This is a genomic window from Jeotgalibaca caeni (genome assembly GCF_028863945.1).
Taxonomy (GTDB): domain Bacteria; phylum Bacillota; class Bacilli; order Lactobacillales; family Aerococcaceae; genus Jeotgalibaca; species Jeotgalibaca caeni.
Map to the genome: position 1 here is coordinate 39,783 of NZ_JARBEA010000006.1, position 24,437 is coordinate 64,219.

24 protein-coding genes are annotated in these 24,437 nt (G+C 41.2%); 23 read left to right on the top strand and 1 reads right to left on the bottom strand.

Annotation, left to right across the window (positions count from 1 at the left end):
• Positions 1-42 precede the first annotated feature (42 nt).
• The 19 genes from plsX (at position 43) to PVE40_RS02325 (ending at position 18,709) form a co-directional block, all read left to right on the top strand.
• Positions 43-1,065, top strand: coding sequence for a phosphate acyltransferase PlsX (plsX, locus tag PVE40_RS02235; protein ID WP_274730240.1), 1,023 nt, complete (start codon positions 43-45; stop codon positions 1,063-1,065).
• Positions 1,066-1,153: 88 nt separating this feature from the next.
• Entirely contained in the window at positions 1,154-1,402 is a 249-nt protein-coding gene (gene acpP, locus PVE40_RS02240) for an acyl carrier protein (RefSeq protein WP_420828506.1), read from the top strand.
• 294 nt (positions 1,403-1,696) lie between these two features.
• Positions 1,697-2,707 carry an ABC transporter ATP-binding protein gene (locus PVE40_RS02245; RefSeq protein WP_274730242.1) on the top strand — a complete coding sequence of 337 codons (1,011 nt, stop codon included), beginning with the start codon at positions 1,697-1,699 and terminating at the stop codon, positions 2,705-2,707.
• A gap of 10 nt (positions 2,708-2,717) precedes the next feature.
• Complete coding sequence (locus PVE40_RS02250) at positions 2,718-3,659, top strand: ATP-binding cassette domain-containing protein (RefSeq protein ID WP_274730279.1); 942 nt, start codon at positions 2,718-2,720, stop codon at positions 3,657-3,659.
• Between the two features lies 1 nt (position 3,660).
• Complete coding sequence (opp4B, locus tag PVE40_RS02255; protein ID WP_274730243.1) at positions 3,661-4,623, top strand: oligopeptide ABC transporter permease; 963 nt, start codon at positions 3,661-3,663, stop codon at positions 4,621-4,623.
• A 60-nt stretch (positions 4,624-4,683) separates the two neighbouring features.
• Entirely contained in the window at positions 4,684-5,631 is a 948-nt protein-coding gene (locus tag PVE40_RS02260; protein WP_420828507.1) for an ABC transporter permease, read from the top strand.
• An 18-nt stretch (positions 5,632-5,649) separates the two neighbouring features.
• Positions 5,650-7,479, top strand: coding sequence for an oligopeptide ABC transporter substrate-binding protein (gene opp4A / locus PVE40_RS02265; RefSeq protein WP_274730245.1), 1,830 nt, complete (start codon positions 5,650-5,652; stop codon positions 7,477-7,479).
• 133 nt (positions 7,480-7,612) lie between these two features.
• On the top strand, positions 7,613-8,305 hold the full coding sequence (gene rnc / locus PVE40_RS02270; RefSeq protein ID WP_274730246.1) for a ribonuclease III: 693 nt from the start codon (positions 7,613-7,615) through the stop codon (positions 8,303-8,305).
• A gap of 28 nt (positions 8,306-8,333) precedes the next feature.
• A complete protein-coding gene (gene smc / locus PVE40_RS02275) occupies positions 8,334-11,903 on the top strand; it encodes a chromosome segregation protein SMC (RefSeq protein WP_274730247.1) in 3,570 nt (1,189 codons plus the stop codon).
• Positions 11,904-11,922: 19 nt separating this feature from the next.
• Positions 11,923-12,738 carry a sugar-phosphatase gene (yidA, locus tag PVE40_RS02280; protein ID WP_274730248.1) on the top strand — a complete coding sequence of 272 codons (816 nt, stop codon included), beginning with the start codon at positions 11,923-11,925 and terminating at the stop codon, positions 12,736-12,738.
• A 15-nt stretch (positions 12,739-12,753) separates the two neighbouring features.
• Positions 12,754-13,770 carry a signal recognition particle-docking protein FtsY gene (gene ftsY, locus PVE40_RS02285; protein WP_274730249.1) on the top strand — a complete coding sequence of 339 codons (1,017 nt, stop codon included), beginning with the start codon at positions 12,754-12,756 and terminating at the stop codon, positions 13,768-13,770.
• Positions 13,771-13,902: 132 nt separating this feature from the next.
• On the top strand, positions 13,903-14,241 hold the full coding sequence (locus tag PVE40_RS02290) for a putative DNA-binding protein (RefSeq protein WP_274730250.1): 339 nt from the start codon (positions 13,903-13,905) through the stop codon (positions 14,239-14,241).
• Between the two features lie 22 nt (positions 14,242-14,263).
• The gene (gene ffh / locus PVE40_RS02295) at positions 14,264-15,679 is read left to right on the top strand and encodes a signal recognition particle protein (RefSeq protein ID WP_274730251.1); all 1,416 of its coding nucleotides are present in this window, start codon (positions 14,264-14,266) and stop codon (positions 15,677-15,679) included.
• Positions 15,680-15,768: 89 nt separating this feature from the next.
• Positions 15,769-16,041: a 30S ribosomal protein S16 gene (rpsP, locus tag PVE40_RS02300; protein WP_274730252.1), complete on the top strand. Its 273-nt coding sequence runs from the start codon at positions 15,769-15,771 to the stop codon at positions 16,039-16,041.
• A 49-nt stretch (positions 16,042-16,090) separates the two neighbouring features.
• Positions 16,091-16,336, top strand: a complete 246-nt coding sequence (locus PVE40_RS02305; RefSeq protein WP_274730253.1) for a KH domain-containing protein — start codon at positions 16,091-16,093, stop codon at positions 16,334-16,336.
• A 99-nt stretch (positions 16,337-16,435) separates the two neighbouring features.
• On the top strand, positions 16,436-16,954 hold the full coding sequence (rimM, locus tag PVE40_RS02310; protein WP_274730254.1) for a ribosome maturation factor RimM: 519 nt from the start codon (positions 16,436-16,438) through the stop codon (positions 16,952-16,954).
• Positions 16,951-17,682 carry a tRNA (guanosine(37)-N1)-methyltransferase TrmD gene (trmD, locus tag PVE40_RS02315; protein ID WP_274730255.1) on the top strand — a complete coding sequence of 244 codons (732 nt, stop codon included), beginning with the start codon at positions 16,951-16,953 and terminating at the stop codon, positions 17,680-17,682. Before rimM ends, trmD begins: the two co-directional genes overlap by 4 nt.
• 141 nt (positions 17,683-17,823) lie before the next feature.
• Positions 17,824-18,168, top strand: coding sequence for a 50S ribosomal protein L19 (gene rplS / locus PVE40_RS02320; RefSeq protein ID WP_274730256.1), 345 nt, complete (start codon positions 17,824-17,826; stop codon positions 18,166-18,168).
• Positions 18,169-18,280: 112 nt separating this feature from the next.
• Complete coding sequence (locus PVE40_RS02325) at positions 18,281-18,709, top strand: hypothetical protein (RefSeq protein ID WP_274730257.1); 429 nt, start codon at positions 18,281-18,283, stop codon at positions 18,707-18,709.
• Between the two features lie 214 nt (positions 18,710-18,923).
• Here the strand turns inward: PVE40_RS02325 and PVE40_RS02330 are convergent, their stop codons facing one another.
• On the bottom strand, positions 18,924-19,736 hold the full coding sequence (locus tag PVE40_RS02330; RefSeq protein WP_274730258.1) for a Cof-type HAD-IIB family hydrolase: 813 nt from the start codon (positions 19,734-19,736) through the stop codon (positions 18,924-18,926).
• A 99-nt stretch (positions 19,737-19,835) separates the two neighbouring features.
• Between PVE40_RS02330 and PVE40_RS02335 the strand changes: the two genes are divergently transcribed.
• The 4 genes from PVE40_RS02335 (at position 19,836) to PVE40_RS02350 (ending at position 24,435) form a co-directional block, all read left to right on the top strand.
• The gene (locus PVE40_RS02335) at positions 19,836-20,591 is read left to right on the top strand and encodes a prolyl oligopeptidase family serine peptidase (protein ID WP_274730259.1); all 756 of its coding nucleotides are present in this window, start codon (positions 19,836-19,838) and stop codon (positions 20,589-20,591) included.
• 65 nt (positions 20,592-20,656) lie between these two features.
• The gene (locus PVE40_RS02340) at positions 20,657-20,998 is read left to right on the top strand and encodes a metal-sulfur cluster assembly factor (RefSeq protein WP_274730260.1); all 342 of its coding nucleotides are present in this window, start codon (positions 20,657-20,659) and stop codon (positions 20,996-20,998) included.
• A gap of 114 nt (positions 20,999-21,112) precedes the next feature.
• Positions 21,113-23,722 (top strand): ATP-dependent chaperone ClpB, encoded by a 2,610-nt coding sequence (gene clpB / locus PVE40_RS02345; RefSeq protein ID WP_274730261.1) that lies wholly within the window; start codon positions 21,113-21,115, stop codon positions 23,720-23,722.
• Positions 23,723-23,841: 119 nt separating this feature from the next.
• A complete protein-coding gene (locus tag PVE40_RS02350; RefSeq protein ID WP_274730262.1) occupies positions 23,842-24,435 on the top strand; it encodes an NfeD family protein in 594 nt (197 codons plus the stop codon).
• Positions 24,436-24,437 lie beyond the last annotated feature (2 nt).

Below are 24,437 nucleotides of genomic sequence, written 5' to 3' on the forward strand. Positions count from 1 at the left end.
CTCTAAAATAGAAACTATCAGAATATGAAATGAGGGTAACAGATGAAAATTGCAGTAGATGCAATGGGGGGAGATCATGCTCCTCAAGCAATTATTGAAGGTATATTACGAGCAGAGAAAGAATTTAATGATGTTCAATACATCTTGTACGGAGATGGAGAACAAATAAAACCACTACTCGGAGAGAACTATAATACGGATAAAATTAAAATTGTTCATACCGACGAAAAAATTAATAGTGATGATGAACCGGTTCGCGCAGTTCGTTCCAAACGCAATGCTTCTATGGTCTTAGCTGCTCGAGCAGTTAAGAATGGGGAAGCAGATGCTCTATTCTCAGCAGGGAATACAGGAGCCTTGTTAACGGCAGGGCTCTTGATTATTGGACGTATCAAAGGAATTGATCGCCCAGGGTTGATGCCTATCCTCCCTGTAATTGGAAAAGAGAATGAGTTGTTCGTTTTGATGGATGCAGGTGCCAATGCGGACTCTAAACCAGAAAACCTACATCAATTCGGTGTTCTAGGTTCTTATTATGCAAAATTTGTAATCGGAAAAGAATCTCCACGTGTTGCCTTGCTGAATAACGGTTCGGAAGCAGGAAAAGGCAGCGAGCTGTCAAAAGCAGTATATGAAAAATTGGAGCAGGATCCTTCTCTAAACTTCATCGGAAATATTGAAGCTAGAGAACTATTTGCTGGAGATGCTGATGTGATTGTGACAGACGGATTTACCGGAAATGCAGTCTTAAAAACAATTGAAGGAACAGCCTTAACAATTATGAAGCTCATGAAAAACAGCATCCTAAATGGAGGTCTGAAGTCGAAAGTGGGCGGCCTTCTTATTAAAGATGCTCTTGGCAATGTGAAGGATACGATGGATTACTCCAAACATGGCGGAGCCGTGCTCTTTGGTTTGCGTGCTCCTGTAGTGAAAACACACGGATCTGCCGATAAGACTGCTGTATATCACACCATCAAACAAATTCGAAACATTATTTCTTCTCATGTAATTGAAGATTTAGTTGAGCACTTCGAAAAGCAAAACCAAGAAACCGCTCAATAAAGCATAGACAAAGGGTATTAAGAAAGGTAAAATAGGTATTGTGATTTTCGAACATCGATCGTACCAAATCATGAATGTATTTTAGGAGGTGTTATTTTTGTCAGAGAACGCAACACTAAATAAGATTTCCCAAATGGTGACAGAGCGCTTTGGAGTAGATGAAGAAAAAGTGACTCGAGATTTAACGTTCCAGGAAGATCTAGGCGCAGACTCACTTGATGTTGTAGAACTAATCATGGAAATGGAAGACGTTTTTAATATCCAGATTTCAGATGAAGATGCAGAAAAAATTATAACCATTGGCGATGCTGTTGATTATATTGATGCAAATAAATAAGCAGAAGTTTAATAAATGAATAATAAAAGGAAGCAACATCGACGGATGAAACGTTCGGATGTTGCTTTTTCTTAAACATCCGTTTGATTTTAGAAAAAAAGAGGCACTTAAATTAAAAAATGATGAAAAAGAGGTTGCCTTTCTAATCTTCTGTGGTTATAATTAGAAATATTAATAAACACGAAGGTGTTTGGAATATTAAGGTTTTTATAACCAACCGTTGGATTATGGATAATTTTTCAACGTTTATGTCGGTATTCACGAATAATGCACTCGATAGAAGGAGGGTATCCCATGTCAACAGGGAAACCGCTACTAGAGATTAATCATCTCCACACAGCATTCAGAATTAAAGATAACTATTATGATGCTGTAGATGATGTATCTTTGACATTAGAAAAAAATGAAATACTCGCTATTGTAGGAGAATCTGGTTCTGGGAAAAGTACGCTAGCAACCACAATTGTAGGACTTCACAACAAAGCTAACACCCAAATTACGGGAGAAGTTCTTTATCAAGACTTGAATTTGATTGATCTAAACGAAACGTTGTATAACCGCATTCGCGGGAATGACATCGGCATGATTTTCCAAGATCCATTGTCAGCCTTAAATCCACTGATGACGATTTTTGATCAAATTGAAGAAGCTTTAATCTATCACACGAAAATGTCTCAAGAAGAACGAAAAAATCGTGTTTTAGAATTACTCGACCAAGTAGGGATTCCAAATCCTGACCGGGTTGCTCGTCAATATCCACACCAACTTTCTGGTGGGATGCGCCAACGGGTTGTAATTGCCATTGCTCTGTCTTGTAAGCCACCAATTATTATTGCCGATGAGCCTACAACAGCACTTGACGTTACAATTCAAGCTCAAATTTTGGATCTGTTGAATCAATTACAAGATGAAACAGGCGCTGGTATCATTCTGATTACCCATGACTTAGGGGTAGTTGCTGAAACAGCCGATCGGGTAGCCGTTATGTATGCAGGAGAAATCGTTGAGATGGCCTCTGCTGTAGAATTGTTTACCAATCCAAAACATCCTTACACACGTTCCTTATTGAAGTCGATGCCTCAATCTGATGAGCTAGAAGGGGAGTCAGAAGAGTTACACGTGATTCAAGGGACTGTTCCATCATTAAAGAATCTGCCAAGAAAGGGTTGCCGTTTTGCAGCTCGGATCCCATGGATTCCAGCAGAAGCTCATGAAGCGAATCCTACCTTACACCAAGTAGCTCCTGATCATTTCGTGAGATGTACGTGTCACGAACATTTCCATTTTGAAGGGGAGGCTGAATAAAGTGGGATTTATGCAAATTCAAGACTTAAAAGTACATTATCCAATTAGAAGTGGCTTTTGGAATAATGTTACCGACCATGTATATGCGGTCGATGGAATTAACTTAGAGATTGAAGAAGGAAAGACATACGGTTTAGTTGGTGAATCCGGTTCTGGTAAATCTACGGTCGGAAAGTCCATTATTGGATTAGAAAAAATTACATCTGGTAAAGTTTTCTATGAAGGTGAAGACGTAACAAACAAAGCTCGTAAACGTACTTCCGGCTATAACCGGAATGTGCAAATGATTTTCCAAGATTCCATGTCCAGTTTGAATCCACGGAAACGGGTCATTGATATTATCTCTGAACCATTGGATAACTTTGAACGGTTATCTCCTGATGAAACCATCAGACGTGTCAATGAATTATTGGACATTGTAGGGATGCCGGAAGATGCACTATACAAGTACGCCCATGAATTTTCAGGTGGACAAAGACAGCGGATCGGAGTTGCCCGTGCTGTAGCAACCAATCCAAAATTAATTATTGCGGATGAGCCTGTATCAGCATTGGACTTATCAGTTCAAGCGCAAGTACTGAACTTTATGAAACGAATCCAAGAAGAATACAATGTTTCTTATTTATTTATTTCCCATGACCTGGGTGTTGTAAAACATATGTGTGATAATTTAGCTATTATGTATCGTGGTCGTTTCGTAGAGTACGGAAATAAAAAAGACATTTATAATAATCCGCAACACATTTATACAAAACGTTTGCTTTCAGCGATTCCATCTATTGATCCAGTAAATCGTCTGGCTCATAAGGAAAGACGTTTAGAAGTAGAAAGAGAATACACGATGAACCAAGAAAAATATTATGACGAAAAAGGCCGTGTCTATGATTTGAACCCTCTTTCTGAATCCCATTATGTAGCATTAAGACCTGAAGATGCAAAGGGAGGGAACTAATATGTGGAAAACAATTCTTAGACGTGTCCTACTGATGATTCCGCAAATCATTATTCTGAGCTTGTTCGTTTTCCTAATGGCACAAGCAATGCCAGGGGATCCGTTTACCGGATTAATCACTCCTGAAATGGACCCTGCAACGATTGAAAAGTTAAAAGAAGCTGCTGGATTGAATGATCCTTGGTATATCCAATATTGGAACTGGATCACCAATGCCTTGCAAGGTGATTTTGGTCGAAGCTTTACTTATAAAATTCCAGTAACAAATGTCATTGGTGATAGTGTTGGAAATACCATCTGGTTATCCATTGTATCGTTAATCTTCACTTACTTAATCGCTATTCCGCTTGGAATGTATGCGGGTCGTCACAATGGCGCTTGGGGAGACAAAGCAATCAGTTTTTATAACTACTTAAGTTACGCAATTCCAACTTTCGTATTCGCTTTGCTGCTGATTTGGATTTTCGGATTCACATTAGGTTGGTTCCCAACCAGAGGTACCGTTCAAACAGGTGTAGCGCCTGGAACGCTTGAGTATGTATGGAGCCGTTTCTATCACTTGATCTTACCGGCATTGTCCTATGCGTTGCTCGCCACAACCAGTACGATTCAATACTTACGTACGGGAGTAATTGATGCAAAGCAAGAAGACTATGTACGGACAGCACGCTCAAAAGGTGTTCCTGAAAACAAAGTTTACAGCAAGCATATTTTCCGTAACTCCATTTTGCCGATTGCTTCCTTTATCGGGTATGACATTACCGGATTAATTGGTGGATCAATCTTTATCGAACGAATCTTCTCCTTCCCTGGGATGGGTCGATTGTTCATCGATTCGCTATTAGCTCGTGACTACAGTGTCATAACTGCACTTGTTCTTCTATTTGGGATCGCGGCGTTATTCGGTACACTCTTATCAGATATTATTATGAGTATCGTTGACCCACGTATTCGAATTGAATAGAAAGAGATAGAAAAGGAGGTATAAATCATGCATTCAGAAGATCAAAAAAAATCCGGAAAAATGGAAGAGATTGCTACTGAGATTGAGCAACTGGACCACACGGATTCCAATCTAGATACATTACCAGAAACAACAGATAGTTCTGGAGCGGTAATTGGCTTTCAAGTAATTGCCCGTGAATTTACAAAAGATAAATTAGCTATGTTTTCCTTAGGCTTACTTATTGTGCTACTACTCGTCATTTTCATTGGGTCTTATGTAGGATTTGACCAATCAGAAGTGATGCGTGTTCAAATCTTGAAACGATACGCTGCACCTGGCGCCGAGTATCTTCTCGGAGCAGATGAAGGTGGGCGTGACGTATTCGGACAACTTTTCATAGGCGCTCGTAATTCCATCATCATTGGATTCAGTGTTACGATCCTTACCGGTATCATCGGGATCGGCCTTGGTATTATCTCTGGTTACTATGGTGGAATCATCGACAATATTTTAATGCGTATTGTAGACTTCATTATGGTATTGCCAATTAACATGATTATTATTGTTTTTGTTTCGATTGTTCCTACTTATAATATGTTTACGTTTGTGTTGATTATGAGTGCTTTCAGTTGGGTAGGGAAGGCTCGGATTTTCCGAAGCCGTACTTTATCCGAGTCGGAGCGGGATTATGTAAATGCATCGAAAACATTGGGAACAAGCGATTTGAAAATTATGTTCCGCGAAGTGATGCCTAACTTGAGTTCATTGATTATCGTTAACTCGACTTTGAACTTTGCTGGTAATATTGGAATTGAGACTGGTCTTAGCTTCTTAGGATTCGGCCTACCACCAAGTACACCAAGCTTAGGCACACTCATTGGGTTTGCGACATCCCCAGATGTCATCGAGAATAAAACTTGGGTTTGGTTGCCTGCATCAATATTAATTTTAGTACTGATGCTAAGCATAAACTATGTCGGTCAAGCGTTGCAGCGTGCGGCAGACTCTAAACAAAGATTAGGTTAGAAAAGGGAGGAAAAAAATATGTTGAAGAAAAAATTAGGTTTGGTTTCTTTAGCTACATTTGCTTTAACACTAGCTGCTTGTCAAGGCGGTGGAGAAGGTAGCGATACAACTGAAACAACAGGATCGACTGGTTCAACTGGGTCGACAGAAACAGGATCAACAGAATCAAATGCTGGCGGAGAGGCTAATCTTGTAACGTTTGATACCGTTATGCAAAATGATGAAGATTCAATCGAAGGTGGAACCTTGCGTTACGCAATGGTTGCTAGCTCTCCTTTCCAAGGGATTTTCAGCCCAGAGTTCTATGAAGATGCATATGACTCTGAGTTAATGGGCTTCACTCATGAATCTTTATTCTCAGTAGATGAGAACTTCATGTTATCTCAAGAAGGTATGGCTACCTTTGAATTTGACCAAGAAGCTAAAAAAATCTCCATCACTTTGCGTGATGACTTGAAATGGTCTGACGGCGAACCGTTGACAACAGAAGACGTATTGTTCTCTTATGAAGTAATTGGTCACCCAGACTATACGGGTGTTCGTTACGGAGCAGACTTCTCGAATATCGTAGGGATGCAAGAGTACAAAGATGGACAAGCAGATACAATTTCAGGTATCCAAATTGTTGACGAAAAAAATATCACTATCGAATACATTGAAGTAAACCCATCGATTTTACAATCTGGTGGTGGAATTTGGGGATACCCAATGCCTAAACACCAATTGGGAGAAGTTCCAGTTGCTGAAATGGAATCCGCTCCAGAAATCCGTCAAAATCCAATTGGCGCAGGTCCATTCCGCGTTAAATCGATTACGGCTGGTGAGTCTGTTGAATACGAAGCAAATGAGTATTACTGGAAGGGCGCTCCTAAATTAGACGGAGTTGTATTGGAAGTAGTTGCTCCTACAACAATCGTTTCTGAAATGGAGAATGGAAACTACGACGTAGCTTCTATGCCTACTGACCAATACGATACATACAAAGATTTTGAAAACATCACGTTGCTAGGTCGCCAAGAATTGGCATATACCTACCTCGGATTCAAATTAGGACACTGGGATGCTGAACAAAGTAAAAACGTTCTAGACCCAGATGCTAAAATGGCTGACGTAGAATTGCGTAAAGCAATGGCATATGCGATTGACAACAACGCAATTGCTGAATCGTTCTACCAAGGACTACGTGAGAATGCTACAAGCATGATTCCACCAGTATTTGAAGACTTTGTAAACCGTGATATTGAAGGATTCAACTATGATCCAGATATGGCAAAACAAATCTTGGATGATGCTGGATACGAAGATACAGACGGAGACGGCATGCGTGAAACTCCTGAAGGTGAAGAGTTGGTAATCAACTTTGCATCGATGGCTGGTGGCGCAACTGCTGAACCAATCGCACAATACTATATCCAAGAGTGGCAAAATGTTGGTTTGAATGTTCAACTTTCAACGGGTCGTTTGATTGAGTTCCAAGCATTCTATGACTTAGTAGAAGCTGACGATCCAGAAATCGACATCTACCAAGCTGCATGGGGAACTGGACACGATCCAAACCCAACTGGACTATACGGTGAAGATGCTTCTTACAACTACACTCGTTACGTGGATGAAGAAAACAACGAAATTCTAGGTCGTATCAACTCTGAAGAGTCATTTGATCCAGAATTCAAGTTCCAAGCATTCCGTGACTGGCAAGAGCATATGTTCGAAAACGTTCCTGTTATCCCTACCCTATGGCGTTCAGAAGTCTTCGCAGTTAATAACCGCGTGAAGAACTATGACATCACATACGGAACAACAGATGGCTGGGAAGCTGTAGAACTAACAGCTGAAACAGCATACTAATACGTATATAGAAGGAAGAGTGGAGAATATTCTCTGCTCTTTCTTTTTTTGATAAAAAATGAACGGATGCATGAAATGGAAATATAACGTATAATAGATGAGTATTCATCTCAAAATAGGAAGGAGGATTCATATGCAAGAATTAACAAAAATGATTCAAAAAGATTATGGGATTATTTTTAAGGATGCATCGATTTTATCGGAAGCATTTACCCATTCATCTTATGTGAATGAGCATCGTCTAATGAATTTAAAACATAATGAACGTGTAGAATTTCTCGGAGACGCTGTTTTAGAAATCATTGTGTCCGAATTTCTGTTCTATCACTATCCGGATTGGAACGAGGGGAAATTGACCCGTTTGCGTGCACAGCTTGTGTGCGAGCCAAGCCTTGCCTCATTCGCGAAAGAATGTCGATTTGATCAACATATTCGCTTAGGTAAGGGTGAAGAAAATATGAATGGACGACAAAGACCTGCTTTGCTCTGTGACTTGTTTGAGGCATTTGTTGGTGCCGTATTTTTAGATCAAGGAATGGAAGCAGCGAAGCAATTTATCCACCAAGTCGTACTCTCGAAGATTAAAGAGGATGCTTTTTCACATGCGATGGATTATAAAACATTGCTACAAGAAGAATTACAAAAAAATGGCGATATTAAAATTAAATATGTCCTCTTAGTAGAAGAGGGTCCTTCCCATTCCAAGCGATTTGAAGTAGCTGTTCAAGTCGACGATAAGACGTTAGGGACAGGGGTAGGAACGAGTAAAAAGCTTGCAGAGCAAAGTGCAGCAAAAGAAGCTCTACAAGACGTATTGAGAAAATGAAATCTATGTTCGAGGAAGGATGTTTTATTTGCATCTCGAAAGAATTGAAATAACCGGATTTAAGTCCTTTGCGGATAAAACAATCATCGAATTCGACAAAGGAGTAACGGCAATTGTCGGACCAAACGGGAGTGGAAAGAGTAACATCTCTGAAGCCGTTCGTTGGGTTTTGGGTGAACAGTCTGCGCGTAATTTACGCGGCAAGAAGATGAATGACATTGTCTTTTCTGGATCCCAAACCAGGAAGCAAGTGAATATTGCAGAAGTGACGATTGTCTTAAATAATGAGGATCATTCGCTTCCGCTTGATTTTACTGAAATCAGCCTAACCAGAAGACTCAATCGTAATGGCGACAGCGATTGCTTTATCAATAAGAAGCCTTGTCGGTTAAAAGACATCACTGATTTACTCATGGATTCAGGGATTGGGAAAGACTCGTTTTCCATGATTTCGCAAGGGAAAGTGGAACAAATTTTCCAAAACAAGCCTGAAGACAGACGTGCGATTTTTGAAGATGCTGCTGGTGTAGCGAAGTACAAGAATAGAAAAACAAGCGCTGAACGAAAGTTAGCTGATACGGAAGAACATTTGAACCGTGTCGAAGATATTCTTCATGAAATCAAAAACCAGCTCATCCCTCTTGAAAAGCAAAGGAATACAGCCGTTCGATATCAAGAAATGAAGCAACAACTAAGCGAAATTGAAATTGCCTTAATGGTAGTGGAAATTGAAGCATTGAATGAACAATGGCAACTAAACAAAGTAGAGATGACGCACTATAAAGAACAAGCTGCCCAGATGGAAAGCAAACAAAAAGTAGGGCAAGATACATTGACGCAGCTAAAAGCTGCCTCTTTGGAAAATGAAAGTGAACTCGCTGCCCTGCAAGAAGAGTATATTGCCATTATTCGAAAAATTGAACAATTAGAAGGGCAAAAGAATATCCTCGAGCAAAAAGCAGACTTTTCAGCAAAAAATAAAGAAGAACAGCAAAAAATGCTCGAACAAAAGAAATTGTTAATTGAACGAGCCACGAAGCAGCGGCATACATTGTCCGAGTCAAGGAAACAGAAGTATGCCATTCGTAAAGAACTACAAGAGAAAATTGCGGAATTACAGGAGAACGTAACCAAGCTTTCTCAAGACAAGAACGATTGGATTCAAGAGTTGCGCGACACATATATTGAAAAGCTGCAGCTCCAATCGACCAATAAAAATACACTGCACCATTTAGAGAAAGATCAAGCGCAGTTAATGGAATCTCTCACTTCGTTACGTAAAAAGATAAATGAGATGACACGCTTGTTAGAAGCAAGTAAGGCTGCTTTCTCAAAAGAAGAAGAACAAGTAACCAGTTTACAAGCAGCAATTCAAGCTCATGAGAGTGAGTTCGAACAAGTTCGTACGAATGTAGCTGGGAATCAAGAGGTTCTGGAAACAGACAACCAAAAACTGCTTCAACTCTCAAAAGCAATTCAACAGGCTGAGGCAAGAAGAGAAAGCTTGGTAGAATTAGAAGAGAGCTATGCCAGCTACTATCAAGGTGTAAAAGAAATTCTCAAGCGTAGGGAAACCATTCGAGGAATCCATGGCCCTATTGGAGAACTATTCCAAGTGCCAGAAACGTACACCTTGGCCATTGATACTGCATTAGGCAGTGCCATTCAACACATCGTAGTGACCGATACAGAGGCTGCTTCGAATGCGATTGCGATTTTGAAACGAAATCACCTTGGACGAGCTACCTTTCTGCCCCTTAGTGTCATAAAAGGGCGGAGTGTACCAAGCTATTTGGTCCATGACTTGATGGAAATTCCAGGGTTTATCGGAATCGGATCCGATTTAATCACATACGAATCAGACTATACTGCGATTGCCGCTAATTTGTTAGGAACAACAATTATTGCAGAAGACCTGCAGAGCGGGCTAGCGCTTGCTAGAAGAAGTGAAAATCGCTACCGAGTTGTTTCCTTAGAAGGCGATATTATTCATGCGGGTGGGTCCATGACAGGTGGGGCAACCAAGAAACAACAAGGAAGCTCCGTATTCAGCAGAAAGAACAGCATTGAGAAGCTGTCGGCATTTTTAGATGATAAAACAGCTCTTTATCAAAAATTGGATGCGAATTATAAAACGATTCAGCAACAAGTACATGAGCAACAAACACGTAAGGAACAACTACAAACAGAGTTAAGCAAGTTCCGTTTTGAATTAGAACGGCATGAGGAATCCAAGGAACGCGAAGAACAGCAAGTAAAACGACTGGAAGAAGAGTTAGTGGCTAGCGAGTACGAGTGGCGAATCTTGGAGAAGAATCGAGTAGAGATGACAGAAGAATTAGCGAGCGAGCAGAAATTGAAGGGTGAGCTGGCAGAAGAAATCCAAGCATTGAAAAAAAATATGGATGATTCTACTTTAAGTGAAGAAGAACGCCAGAAACGTCTGCAACTCATTCAACAAGAACTGCAACAAAAGCAACAAGAGGCTGCCATCATACAAGAACAAGAGAAGCAGCTGCGACGAGACATCCAGCAGTTAAGTGAAGCAATTGAAACGGAAACCCAAACGGTTACAGCTATTCAAGATAGCTTGCTACAGGCTTCTGTAATGGAAAGTTCCGAGTACCAGTCAATTGATGAAGTCAACGAACGTCTAGTGATTGATCAAGCTTCTCGAACCGACTTGGATGGGAAAATAAAAGCCAAGCGAACGGCAAAAAAAGAGTTGGATGAAAAGATTTCAACAGAAGAAGCAACACTCCAATCCATTCGTTCGACCATCAAAATCGCGTGGGAAGAATTGGCCAAACTGGAGAGCAGCTCCAGCCGCTACGAAGTTGCCATCGACCATCATTTGAATCGTTTGAGCGAGGAATATGGGTTGAGCTATGAAGCTGCCAAGGGGACGTATCAGCTTTCACTTCAAGTAGGCGAAGCTGCTGCACGAGTGAAGCAACTGAAACAAGACATTCAAGCATTAGGTCCCATCAACTTAACTGCGATTGAGGAATACGACCGTATTCTAGAACGCTATGAGTTTCTTTCGAAGCAACAGTTGGATCTAGTTACTGCAAAAGATATCTTACTGCATACGATGAGTGAAATGGATCAAGAAGTTTCCTTGCGGTTTGAGCAGATGTTCAAACAAATTAAGCAGCAATTTGAGATTACCTTTCCACGTTTATTCGGTGGAGGGAAAGCAACCATCGAGCTGACGGATCCGACCAACCTTTTAGAAACAGGAATCGAGATTATCGCGCAGCCTCCAGGGAAGAAATTACAACAATTGAGCCTTCTTTCAGGCGGAGAAAAGGCGTTCACAGCCATAGCACTACTCTTCTCCATTATTGAAGTGTCACCTGTGCCGTTTTGTATCCTAGATGAAGTAGAAGCTGCTCTAGATGAAGCGAATGTGGTGCGTTTTGGCCGCTACCTTGCTTCTTTTGAAAAGCAGACCCAATTTATTGTGATTACGCACCGAAAGGGTACAATGGAAGAAGCAGATGTATTGTATGGAGTAACGATGCAAGATTCTGGTGTATCACGCTTAGCTTCCATCCGTTTTGAAGACCAAGACGTTGTATTGGAAGGGAAATAGCAGTAGAGGAGTTTGATGAATGATTAAGTTAATTGCGCTGGATTTGGACGGGACGTTACTTAATTCGGAAAAACAAATCAGCGATCGTAATAAAGCAGTAATTCAACAAGCAAAAGAAAAAGGCATCAAAGTCGTCCTTTGTACAGGGAGACCGCTTGGTGGAATCAAGCAATACTTAGAAGAGTTGAATCTTCTGGAAGATGGCGACTACTCGATTACGTATAATGGGGGACTGGTGCAGAATAATCGTACTGGGGAAGTCCTTTCCCAGAAGACCCTTTCCTATGAACAAGTGAAAGAAATTTATGCTTGCAGCCAAGAGCTGTCGGTACCTATGAACATGATTGACTTGGAATACGTGTATGAACCGGCTTATCCGGCCGGACATGATTCCCTGTATCCAAGTTTATTGAGTTCCAGTTTGCCATTTGTAAAGCGTAACATGGATACATTCAGTGCGGATCACGTCTTCAATAAAGTGGTATTTTGTACGGCTCCCGATCGTTTGGACGAAGCCATTGCTCGCATTCCAGATTCTATGAAGCAACGCTACTCCATGATGAAGTCAAGACCGTTACTTTTTGAAATCATGCATCCAGAAGTAGATAAGGGGAATGGAATTTCTGTCTTATGTGACTTGCTGGGGTATACCAATGATGATGTGATGGCTTGTGGGGACGAAGAAAATGATTTGGCAATGCTTCAATTTGCTGGATTCCCTGTGGCGATGGATAATGCCAGTGATGAATTAAAAAGTCATGCTACCTTCATTACGAAGACGAACAACGAAGACGGCGTAGCGTATGCTATTGAGCAATTAGCATTAAAAGATTAAAAAGGATGTGAGAAGATGGGATTATTTGATCGAATTAAACGAGCTTTTACCGGAGAAGATGTTACAAAAGAACCGGTTAATGAAGAGAAACGTATTGTCATTGAAAAATATGACAAGGGGATGGAAAAAACAAGAAAGAGTTTTTCCGAAAAAATCAACGAATTATTTGCCGGTTTCCGAGAGGTGGACGAAGATTTCTTCGACGACCTAGAAGAAGTCCTGATTTCTGCGGATGTTGGCTTCGATATGACCTTGGCTATTTCTGATGTATTACGCGAAGAAGTACGCTTGAAAAATGTCCGCTCCGGCGAACAAGCAAAGAACGTAATCGTGGAAAAAATGGTTGAGATTTATGAACGTGGAGAAACCAGCTTACCAACAATCAATGAAAATCCAAACGGCCTGACAGTCATCCTTTTTGTTGGGGTAAATGGTGTTGGGAAAACAACAACGATTGGAAAGTACGCCCATCAACTGAAACAAAATGGAAAGAAAGTTCTGCTAGCAGCAGGAGATACCTTCCGTGCTGGAGCAATCGAACAGCTTGAAGTATGGGCAGAACGTGTCGGTGTAGATGTAGTAACGAGCAATGCGAAGTCCGATCCAGCAGCAGTCGTTTTTGACGCTCTGAAGAGAGGGAAGAGCGAAGGGTACGATTACTTGCTGGTCGATACCGCAGGACGTTTGCAAAATAAAGTGAACTTGATGAAGGAATTGGAAAAAATAAACCGCATCATCACACGTGAAAATGAAAACGGACCTTCTGAAACCTTATTAGTTTTGGATGCAACTACCGGACAAAATGCGTTGATTCAAGCGAAGCAATTCAAAGAAACGACAAATGTAACGGGCTTGATTCTAACCAAACTAGATGGTACGGCAAAAGGTGGCGTTATTCTAGCGATTCGTCAAGAGATGGATATCCCGGTGAAATTCGTCGGGCTGGGCGAAGGGATGGACGATTTACAAGTTTTCGATCCAGAACAATACATCTATGGCCTCGTAAAAGACTTGGTCGAGAAAAAAGCATAGGAACGTTGAATAGAGGCGATATGATTCTGCCTCTATTTCATTTTCTCTTGACTGGAAGCGGGAATATCAGTATGCTTAAGAATGATGTAAAGGCTCTAGCTTGACATTGTCTTTCAGTAGAGGAGGGGTTTCATGGAACTAGAAAAAACGAATTATATGAATACCTTATTTGAATTCTATGATGTATTGCTAACCGATAAGCAACAAGGTTATCTTTCCCTCTATTATGGTGATGATTATTCGCTAGGTGAAATTGCAGAGGAATTTGAAGTAAGTAGACAAGCCGTATACGATAACATTAAACGTACGGAAAAAATACTGATTGGGTATGAGGAAAAGTTGCATTTGGTTGAAAATTTCTTGTTACGCAAGGAAGTGTACGACCAACTGAAAGGATATGTAGCAAAAACATATCCGAGCGACCATGATTTACACCGGATGATTAAACAACTGGAATCATTCGATGAGTAGAAAATAAGGGATGTGACAAAGAATGGCGTTTGAAGGATTATCCGATCGCTTGCAAGGAGCAATGACGAAAATCGGCAAGAAAGGTAGAATTACCGAAGCCGATTTGAAAGAAATGATGCGTGAAGTTCGTCTCGCTTTATTGGAGGCTGACGTAAACTTCAAAGTTGTAAAAGACTTTGTAAAAAAAGTAAATGAACGAGCACTTGGTTCGGATGTGTTGGAGTCTCTTTCTCCTGCACAACAAGTTGTAAAGATTGTAAATGAAGAGTTAACTGAATTAATGGGGGGAACCCAAGACCCGTTTATCTTCTCTAAAAAGCCACCTACCGTTGTGATGATGGTTGGGTTGCAAGGTGCTGGTAAAACCACCACAGCCGGTAAATTAGCCCAGTACATGAAAAAAAGAGAGAACAAGCGTCCACTACTAGTCGCAGCTGACGTTTATCGTCCAGCTGCTATTAATCAGTTGCAAACCATTGGTAGCCAACTGAGCTTCCCCGTCTATGCAAAAGGAACCGATGCAAATCCGGTTGATATTGCGAGAGAAGCGGTAGAAGAAGCACGTCTACAAGGCCGAGATCTAGTTATCATCGATACGGCAGGACGTCTGCACGTAGATGAAACCTTAATGACGGAGTTAAAAAATATTAAAGCTGCCGTGAACCCGGACGAAATTCTCTTTACCGTGGATGCAATGACCGGGCAAGACGCAGTAAACGTTGCCCAAGCCTTTAACGAACAACTCGGTATTACCGGTGTAATCTTAACAAAACTAGACGGTGACACGCGAGGCGGGGCTGCACTTTCCATTCGTTCTGTAACTGGAAAGTCGATTAAATTTACTGGACAAGGTGAAAAGTTAGACGACATTGAACCGTTCTATCCAGACCGGATGGCTTCCCGTATTTTGGGAATGGGGGATATGCTGACTTTAATTGAGCGTGCCCAACAAGATTACGATGAAGAAAAAGCGAAGGAAATGGCAGAGAAGATTCGCGAAAATTCCTTCAACTTTAATGACTTTATTGAACAAATGGATCAAGTATCCAACATGGGACCGCTAGATGACTTGTTGAAGATGATTCCAGGGATGAGTAATCTACCAGGAATTGATCAAGTGAAAATTGACCCTAAAGATATGGCCCACATGAAAGCGATTGTTCTCTCCATGACACCAGAAGAAAGAGAGAATCCAGAACTTCTTTCTCAGAGTAGACGGAAACGGATTGCGAAAGGTTCAGCTCGATCATTGGCAGAAGTAAATCGCATGATCAAGCAATTTAACGAATCACGTAAGATGATGAACCAAATGTCTAAAGGAAACTTTGGCGGTATGGAAAACTTGATGGGGAATGGTCCAAAAGGCAAATTAAGCCAATTAGCCATGAAACGGGTTGCTCGTCAAATGGGCAAGAAAAAGAAAAAGAAGAAAAAATAACCCTGTAAAGAAAAAATACTTTACAAGCTCTAGATAAACTGGTATCATAGCTTTTGTGAGATTGAAACAGACGGAGGTGTAATAAACAAATGGCAGTAAAAATACGTCTAAAACGTATGGGTTCTAAAAGAAACCCATTTTACCGTGTAGTTGTAGCTGATTCTCGTGCGCCACGTGATGGCCGCTTCATCGAGAAAGTTGGGACTTATAACCCAGTTGTAGAACCAGCAGAAGTTAAATTTGATGAAGAATTAGTGTTGAAATGGTTGGCAAACGGTGCACAACCTTCTGATACAGTTCGTAACCTACTTTCACAAGAAGGTATCATGAAAAAATTCCACGATTCCAAAAACGCTAAATAATTTTGGAAGCTAGTCAGAAGCATTCATCAACCAAAAGGATGGTGGGAACATGCCTGATATTAAAGAATTAATTCTAACGATGGTAATGCCACTCGTTGAACATCAGGATGACGTCAATATTGAAGTCAAAGAGACCGATGAATTCATGGAATATCATTTGTCTGTTAACCCTGAAGATGTGGGTCGCATTATCGGAAAACAAGGACGAGTCGCCCGATCTATTCGGACGATTGTCTACAGTGTTCGTACGAAACAAGCAAAACGCGCTCGTCTCTTAATTGAAGGCGGCGAATAAGCCTAGCTCGTACGGAAAAATTGGATAACAAAAGAAGCGGACATTCATACGAAAGTTGAATTTGTCCCTTTTTTTGTATCAAAAAGAAGAGGTGGCAAGATGCAAAAATATTTCGACGTGGGTCGGATTGTGAACACCCAAGGATTAAAAGGGGAAGTTCGAGTCATTTCCGTCACAGACTTTAGTGAAGAACGGTATCAACCTGGTTCTGTTTTGACGTTGTTCCAAGAGGGGAAAGAACCGATGGAATTGCGTGTAAATAGTCATCGGAAGCATAAAAACTTTGATTTACTTACCTTCGAAGGACTAAACCGAATCGAACAAGTAGAAGTTTTTAAGGGCGGTACCTTGAAGATTACGGAAGAACAGCTTCACGAACTAGACGAAGACGAGTTCTACTACCACGAAATAATCGGCCTAACAATCGTTACAGAAGAAGGGGAAGAACTAGGAACGATTAAAGAAATTCTTCCTTTAGGTTCCAATGACGTTTGGGTTGTGAAACGAAAAGGTCATAAGGATTTGCTGCTTCCTTACATTAAAGATGTGGTACAAGAAGTTGACTTAGAAGCTGGAGTAGCTCGAGTTAAGTTATTGGAAGGAATGTTAGACGAATGAAAATGGATGTCCTCACGCTCTTCCCTTCCATGTTTGAGGGACCTCTTTCAGAGTCCATCATTGGAAAGGCAATTGACAGAGAGATTGTGTCCATCGATACGATAAACTTTCGTGATTTTGCGGAAGGGAAGCATAAAACCGTAGACGATTATCCATTTGGCGGCGGAGCAGGAATGCTGTTGAAAGCTCAGCCTATTGTCGATGCATTGGCAGACATTCATGAACGTGCTCCAGAAACGAAGAAGCGTATTATTTTAATGGATCCTGCGGGTAAACGGTATGATCAAAAAATGGCAGAAGAACTGGCTCAGGAAGAACATCTTGTTTTTATTTGCGGACACTATGAAGGGTTCGATGAGCGAATTAAAGCCCATGTTACCGATGAAATCTCCTTAGGCGACTTTATTTTAACGGGTGGCGAGTTGAGTGCCATGGTGATGATCGACAGCATTGTACGTTTATTACCTGAGTCGCTAGGGAATAGCTTGTCAAACCAAACTGATTCCTTTTCTACTGGATTGTTGGAGCAACCGCAATACACGAGACCACGTGACTTTAGAGGTGAGATGGTTCCAGATGTGTTAGTCAGCGGAGACCATGCCAAAATAGCAGCGTGGCAAGCGAAAGAATCATTGCGTAAAACCTGGCAACGACGTCCTGATCTGTTAGATAAAATGGAACTGGATGAGCAGCAAAAGCAATGGTTAATCAGCTTTGAAAAAGAATAAGTTGTCAATGAAAACCACTTTACAGTGATTCAATAATATGTTAAACTCTTACGAGTGAGCAGTGAAATGCTCAGAGAAAACGATATTCCGCTGAATGAGTGCATGCTCGTCATGAATGTTTGTTGGAAGGAGAAGAAAAAAATGAATTTAATTGATGCTATTACACAAGATCAATTGCGTAGCGATATTCCTGCATTCCGTCCTGGAGACACAGTTCGCGTTCACGCTCGTATCGTTGAAGGTACTAGAGAACGTATCCAAATCTTCGAAGGCGTTGTAATCAAACGTCGTGGACAAGGAATCAGCGAAACGTATACAGTTCGTAAAATTTCGAATGGTGTAGGTGTGGAACGTACATTCCCACTACATTCACCTCGTGTTGCTCAAATCGAAGTAACTCGCTTTGGTAAAGTTCGTCGTGCGAAATTGTACTACTTACGCGATTTACACGGAAAAGCTGCTCGTATTCCAGAGCGTCGCCGTTAATCTTAAACAAAAAATGGAGTCAGGAGCAATCCTGGCTCTTTTTTGTTTTAAAGGAGTAAACGAAAGCGCTTGAATATGCTATACTGGAAAAAGAAGAAAAGGGGGAAATAGAGTGAAAGTATTAGAAGAATTAGATAAATTATTTGCGGAGAAAAAGTTACCTCTAAAAAGACAAGAGATTCAAAATAATCAGTCAGTCTATCAAGGAACCTTCATGGTACGTCCGAATAAGCGGATTCCATTCGGAATTGTTGTAGTCCATGGTGAAGGAGCAGTCGACTTTCAGATTGCTTACAAACGAATTGGTTACTTGACGAATTATGCAGATAAAGCAAGAGTACTTGAATTGATCAACGAATTGAATATGGGTAAATCATTTTATTATACAGTCTGCTTGAATGCGGACGGAGAAATTATGATGAAGACAATGGCTAAAACTACGGAAGATGTGCGTCCACTATATGAGATGCTAATTGTAGGCTCCAATGTCTTGCGCCATGTGGTTGAACAAATTGAAAAAATTATCCCGCCAGAAGAATAAAGTAGGTAAAACCAGGCCAGAGTCTCCACTCTGACCTGGTTTTTTTGCGTTTTGGACAAGTAGGTTGAATGTGATGAGCTCACTTGTCCGGAAACAGCCAGAGATGGACAACTGAGACTTTTTCATCTATACCACTTGTCCAAAAAAGAAAAAAATGGACAAGTGAGCGAATAAAGCAAGCATCACTTGTCCATTAGTATAGAAGCAGCGAATCTTATATTCCAAAAAAGTTTTCTAAATAAATCGCCAATCCATCTTCATCGTTGGTAAAGTCCGTTACATCATTTGCAATTTTCTTCAACGCATCAATGCCGTTCTTCATCACAACACCATGACCGGCATAGTCAATCATCTCGATATCATTGTCCTCATCGCCAAAAGCAAGAATATCGTGCCGAGCAATCTGGTAATAGTTCGCGACCACTTCGACGCCTAATGCTTTCTGAATGCCTGCTCCAACAATCTCTAAACAAGGCATGTCGCCGCCCCAAGTTCGAACGGATACAACATTACTGCCGTATTCACTTAGAATCTGATTGCGAATGGGTTCTTGTTTTTCGGAATCCATGAATAGATTCAGCGCTGTTGGGCGCTCAGCAAGAGTTGTGTTCGCAGTAATCGGAGTAGGGACGGTGTGTGCAGGGAAAAAGGGGTTCACAGGAATGGAGTCATGGGAAGAATACAAAGCTTCCTTTCCTTCTACTGAAATCCAATCAATCCCAAATTGATTCTGCTTCGCCAACAAATCCATTACTAAATCAATGTCCAAGGTGCGGTGCAGCAAGTCCTTTTTGGAAGGTTGATCCGGAAAATGGCACAGGGCTCCATTGAAATTAACCAGCGGGGATTGTAACCCCAATTGCTGATAAATATGCTTACTGTTTCGATAAGGCCTTCCTGTAGCAATCATGACGTGATGGCCTTTCTTTTGCAGTTGCTGCAAGGTTTGAATGGTACGCTTGGATAAAGCAGATTGATCATTTAATGTTGTACCGTCTAAATCAATCGCGATTAGTTTTTGTTTCATCTCGAGAAAAGCCTCCTCTCAGCTAGCTCTTATATTTCACTATATGTTACACTAATAGAGAAGATTTTTCCAGAACGATTCACTATTGGAGGCTTGTCCATGTTTATTGTAGAACGAAAAGAGATTCACCAAATTCCGATATTAGAAATAGTTGCGATTGATAAAAAGGATGAAACACTACCGCTAGCTGTTTTCTTTCATGGAGTAACGAATCAAAAGGAAAAAGGGCTGGAGCCGGGATATGAATTAGCGAAACAAGGGATGCGAGTAATTATTCCTGATGCATTCCTGCATGGTGAAAGAAAAGCGGAGACCTATAACGGCCACAAAGAGATGGAGTTTTGGTCGATTGTCTGGCGCAGTATTGAAGAGCTGCCCTTTTTGGTAGATGCCTATGTGTCAGAGGGACTTGCCCGCGAAGACCGGATATTTGTAACAGGCTTATCGATGGGCGGGATTACGACCTGTATGGCGCTTGCTCGTTACCCATGGATTTATGCAGGTGGATGCTTGATGGGGAACCCAGATCCAATTGGGTTTACAGAATGGATTCTAACGTCTCAATGGTTGGAAGGACAACCACCCGTAAACCCTGAAGATGCGGTCGCCTTAATGGCTCCTTTTCGAGAAGTCAGCCTAAAAGAACATCCTGAAAAAATAGCTGGAAGACCCTTTTATGTTTGGCATGGAACTGCCGACCAAAGTGTGCCATTCGACCAAATGAATGATTTCATAGCATCCATTGAAGGAGAACCATATGCTGAAAATGTGAAATTTGTTTATCAAGAAGGCCATGGTCACAAGGTACCGTATGCAACTTTTATGGAAATGGCAGAATTTTTAGGTTCCGTTTAGCATTGCTATTTCGTCTATAACTTGTTATTATTTGTACAAACTATGAGGGAAAAGGAGGGTAAGAAATGACAGATAATAACCCAACTTACTCAACCGAAGAAATAGAAGCCATCAAAGAGCGAATCATGACCGCCTTGGAGCAAGTCATTGACCCAGAGTTAGGTATTGATATTGTAAATTTAGGTCTTATCTATGAAGTGTTGTTTGAAGAAAGCGGCTTTTGCCAAGTGAACATGACCCTAACAACCATGGGCTGTCCATTAGCGGATATTATTACCGACGAAATCCATCGTGCCATGAAGTCCGTTCCAGAAGTAACCGACGTGCAAGTCAAATTAGTTTGGTACCCAGCTTGGACAACGGAACGAATGAGCCGGTATGCGCGAATTGCGTTAGGAATTAGATAACAATCTCAACCCATTTGCGAGAGTGAATGGGTTTTTCTGTAGGGATTATGTTTGACCAAAGTTGACCATAGGCGTATAATTTGGGTTGTGAAAAAGAAAAAAGAGGTGAGCGACATGAATATTGAGAAAATGACTCGTGCCTTACAAGATGCATTAGGCGAAGCGCAACAAGTTGCCGTTATAAGGAAGAATCAATTCATCGAAATTCCACATGTATGGAAAGTATTGATACAACCAGGGATGTTTGCTCGAAATTTTTATCAGGAATTAGGAGTTGATGTCGCTGATTTTGAAGCGAAGATTGATCAGGAACTTGATAAAATTGCAGTAGTCAGCGGCAGCAGTATTCAGTATGGTCAAACGTTTGGCCAAAACTTTTACCAACTATTGACGGATGCGCAACAAGAAATGCATTCGTTTCAAGATGAATATCTATCCACAGAAATCTTGCTACTTGCGCTCTTTCGATTGAAGAGCCATCCGTTAACCGCTTATTTAACAAGAAAAGGAATTACAAGAGACAACTGTTTGCAACAAATAAAAGAAGTAAGGGGTGGAGACCGCGTGACCTCCCAAGAACAAGAAAATCAATACCAAGCGTTGGAAAAATACGGGATTGACTTAGTACAAGCAATGAAAAGCGGGGAACATGATCCAGTCATCGGACGTGACGATGAAATTCGTGATGTAATCCGAATTCTTTCGCGGAAGACGAAAAATAATCCAGTATTAATTGGAGAGCCGGGTGTTGGGAAGACTGCGATTGTGGAAGGACTGGCTCAGCGCATTGTCAGAAAGGATGTACCGGAAAACTTACGTGACAAAACGGTTTTTTCCTTAGACATGGGCGCCTTAATTGCTGGGGCAAAATATCGTGGTGAATTCGAAGAGCGCTTGAAGGCCGTCTTAAAAGAAGTAAAGAAAAGTGAAGGCCGAATTATTCTGTTTATCGATGAAATTCATCTGATTGTCGGAGCAGGGAAAACAGAGGGCAGCATGGATGCTGGTAACTTGTTGAAACCGATGCTTGCTCGGGGAGAACTACATTGTATTGGCGCAACAACTTTAGATGAATACCGTCAGAACTTTGAAAAGGATAAAGCTCTGGAACGCCGCTTCCAAAAAGTAGTGGTCCAAGAGCCGTCTGTTCAAGAAACCATCAGCATCTTGCGAGGATTAAAAGAGCGGTTTGAGATTCATCATAGCGTCAGTATCCATGACAACGCAATTGTGGCAGCTGCGAAATTATCGGACCGATATATTACCGATCGTTTCTTGCCGGATAAAGCGATTGACTTAGTGGATGAAGCTTGTGCGAGCATCAAGGTGGAAATGAATTCCATGCCGAACGAGTTGGATCTCCTTACCCGCAGGTTGATGCAACTAGAAATTGAAGAAGCAGCGTTGAAACAGGAAACAGATGAAATGAGCCGACAAAGGCTTAGTCACTTGCAAGAAGAACTAGCGGAAGCAAGAGAGGAAACGAACCGCTTAAAAATGCAGTGGGAAACAGAGAAAGAAGAAGCAGAATCTATTCGCGCGAAAAGGGAAGAGTTGGATCGTGCGAGAAGGCAACTGGAGGAAGCGGAAGGGGAATATGATTTAGAAAAAGCAGCCGTGTTAAGACACGGAACGATTCCTCAACTAGAAAAAGAAGTAGCTGCTCTGGAACAAAAAAATATAACGAACAACAAAGCGGCTACTAAGTTGGTGCAAGAAGCTGTTACGGAAAATGAAATCGCCGTTGTCGTCGGAAGGCTGACTGGTATCCCTGTAACTAAGTTGGTGGAAGGGGAGCGAGAGAAACTCTTGAAATTGGAAGATATCCTCCATGAGCGTGTTATCGGTCAAGAGGAAGCTGTAGAGAGTGTTGCCAATGCAGTTCTACGTTCAAGGGCAGGCCTTCAGTCCCCTAATCGTCCAATTGGATCCTTCTTGTTCTTAGGACCGACCGGTGTAGGGAAAACGGAATTGGCCAAAGCGTTGGCAGAGACGTTGTTTGACTCGGAAGACCATATGGTGCGAATTGATATGAGCGAATACATGGAGAAATTTGCTGTAAGCCGACTCGTTGGGGCACCACCGGGATATGTTGGGTATGAGGAAGGCGGACAGTTGACGGAGGCCGTAAGGAGAAGTCCGTATACGATTGTACTGCTGGATGAAATTGAAAAGGCACATCCAGACGTCTTTAATATCTTGCTTCAAATCATGGATGATGGCCGCTTAACCGATTCAAAAGGAAGATTGGTTGATTTCAAAAATACGTTATTTATTATGACCAGCAATCTTGGTTCCAACTTTTTATTAGAAGGAATGTCAGAAGATGGAAAAGTAACAGAAGAAAGCAAGGAAAAAGTGCAACAGTTGTTGCGGCACACGTTTAAGCCAGAGTTCTTAAATCGGATTGACGATACCATTCTCTTCTCTCCAATAAGCCAAAGTCACGTTCGCCATATTGTGCGGAAAATGGTTGGAGAGTTGCAGCAACGATTAGAAGAGCAACAATTGGAGTTAATACTTACCGATGAAGCAGCGACTTGGATTGCAGAAGAAGCATACGATCCGAGCTATGGAGCAAGACCGTTGCGACGCTTCATTACGCGGCATATTGAGAATCCTTTAGCGAGAGAAATAATTAAAGGAAACGTTACTGCGAATGAAAAGGTAGAGATAAAGGTAGTCAATGATGCCATCCAGTTTCAGATAATCGCTAATCAATAAAGTGATGCGACAGTTAAGTGTTATTCTTGACTGTCGCTTTCATTATGTCGAAAAGTGCGATAAAATAAAGGTAGTAAAACTTCCCGTAACTCAGTAACTGTGATTTGGAGGTGGAAAAATTGCTGTTTTTGGTAATTGGCTTTATCAGTTTAGTCATGATGCTCTTTACCAATCGTTTTCTTGTATTTGGTGGGTTGTCCATTATTAGCTTCTTTATTTATTTTATGATGGTGGGCAATGGAACATGGGTAACGCTTTTGTTGTTCCTGTTTGGAATCATGCTCCTCATACTCGAAGTCTTTATTCCAGACTTTGGTTTAATTGGAATAGCAGGAGTAGCGATGATTATTTTCGGTTATTTTACAAACCGGCAAGATATTTGGGGGAGTGTGCTCGATTTAGGTCTCGCGATTATTATCGCAGTTATTACGGCCTTTATCCTGATTCAAAAAGGATATAAGTTCCTGCCTGGGAAAAGCAGTCTCATCTTAGGCAACTCTCTTTATACACAAAAAGGTTACACATCTGGAAAGGACTATACACTTTATTTGGGTAAAAAAGGTACAGCGCTCACAACGCTTCGTCCTTCTGGAAAAGTTGACATCAGCGGTAAAGTGCTAGACGTGTTAAGTGATGGTAAAATCATTGTTGAAGGTGCAATGGTACAAGTGATCCATGTCGAAGGAACAAAAATTATTGTGAAGGAGTTGTAAGT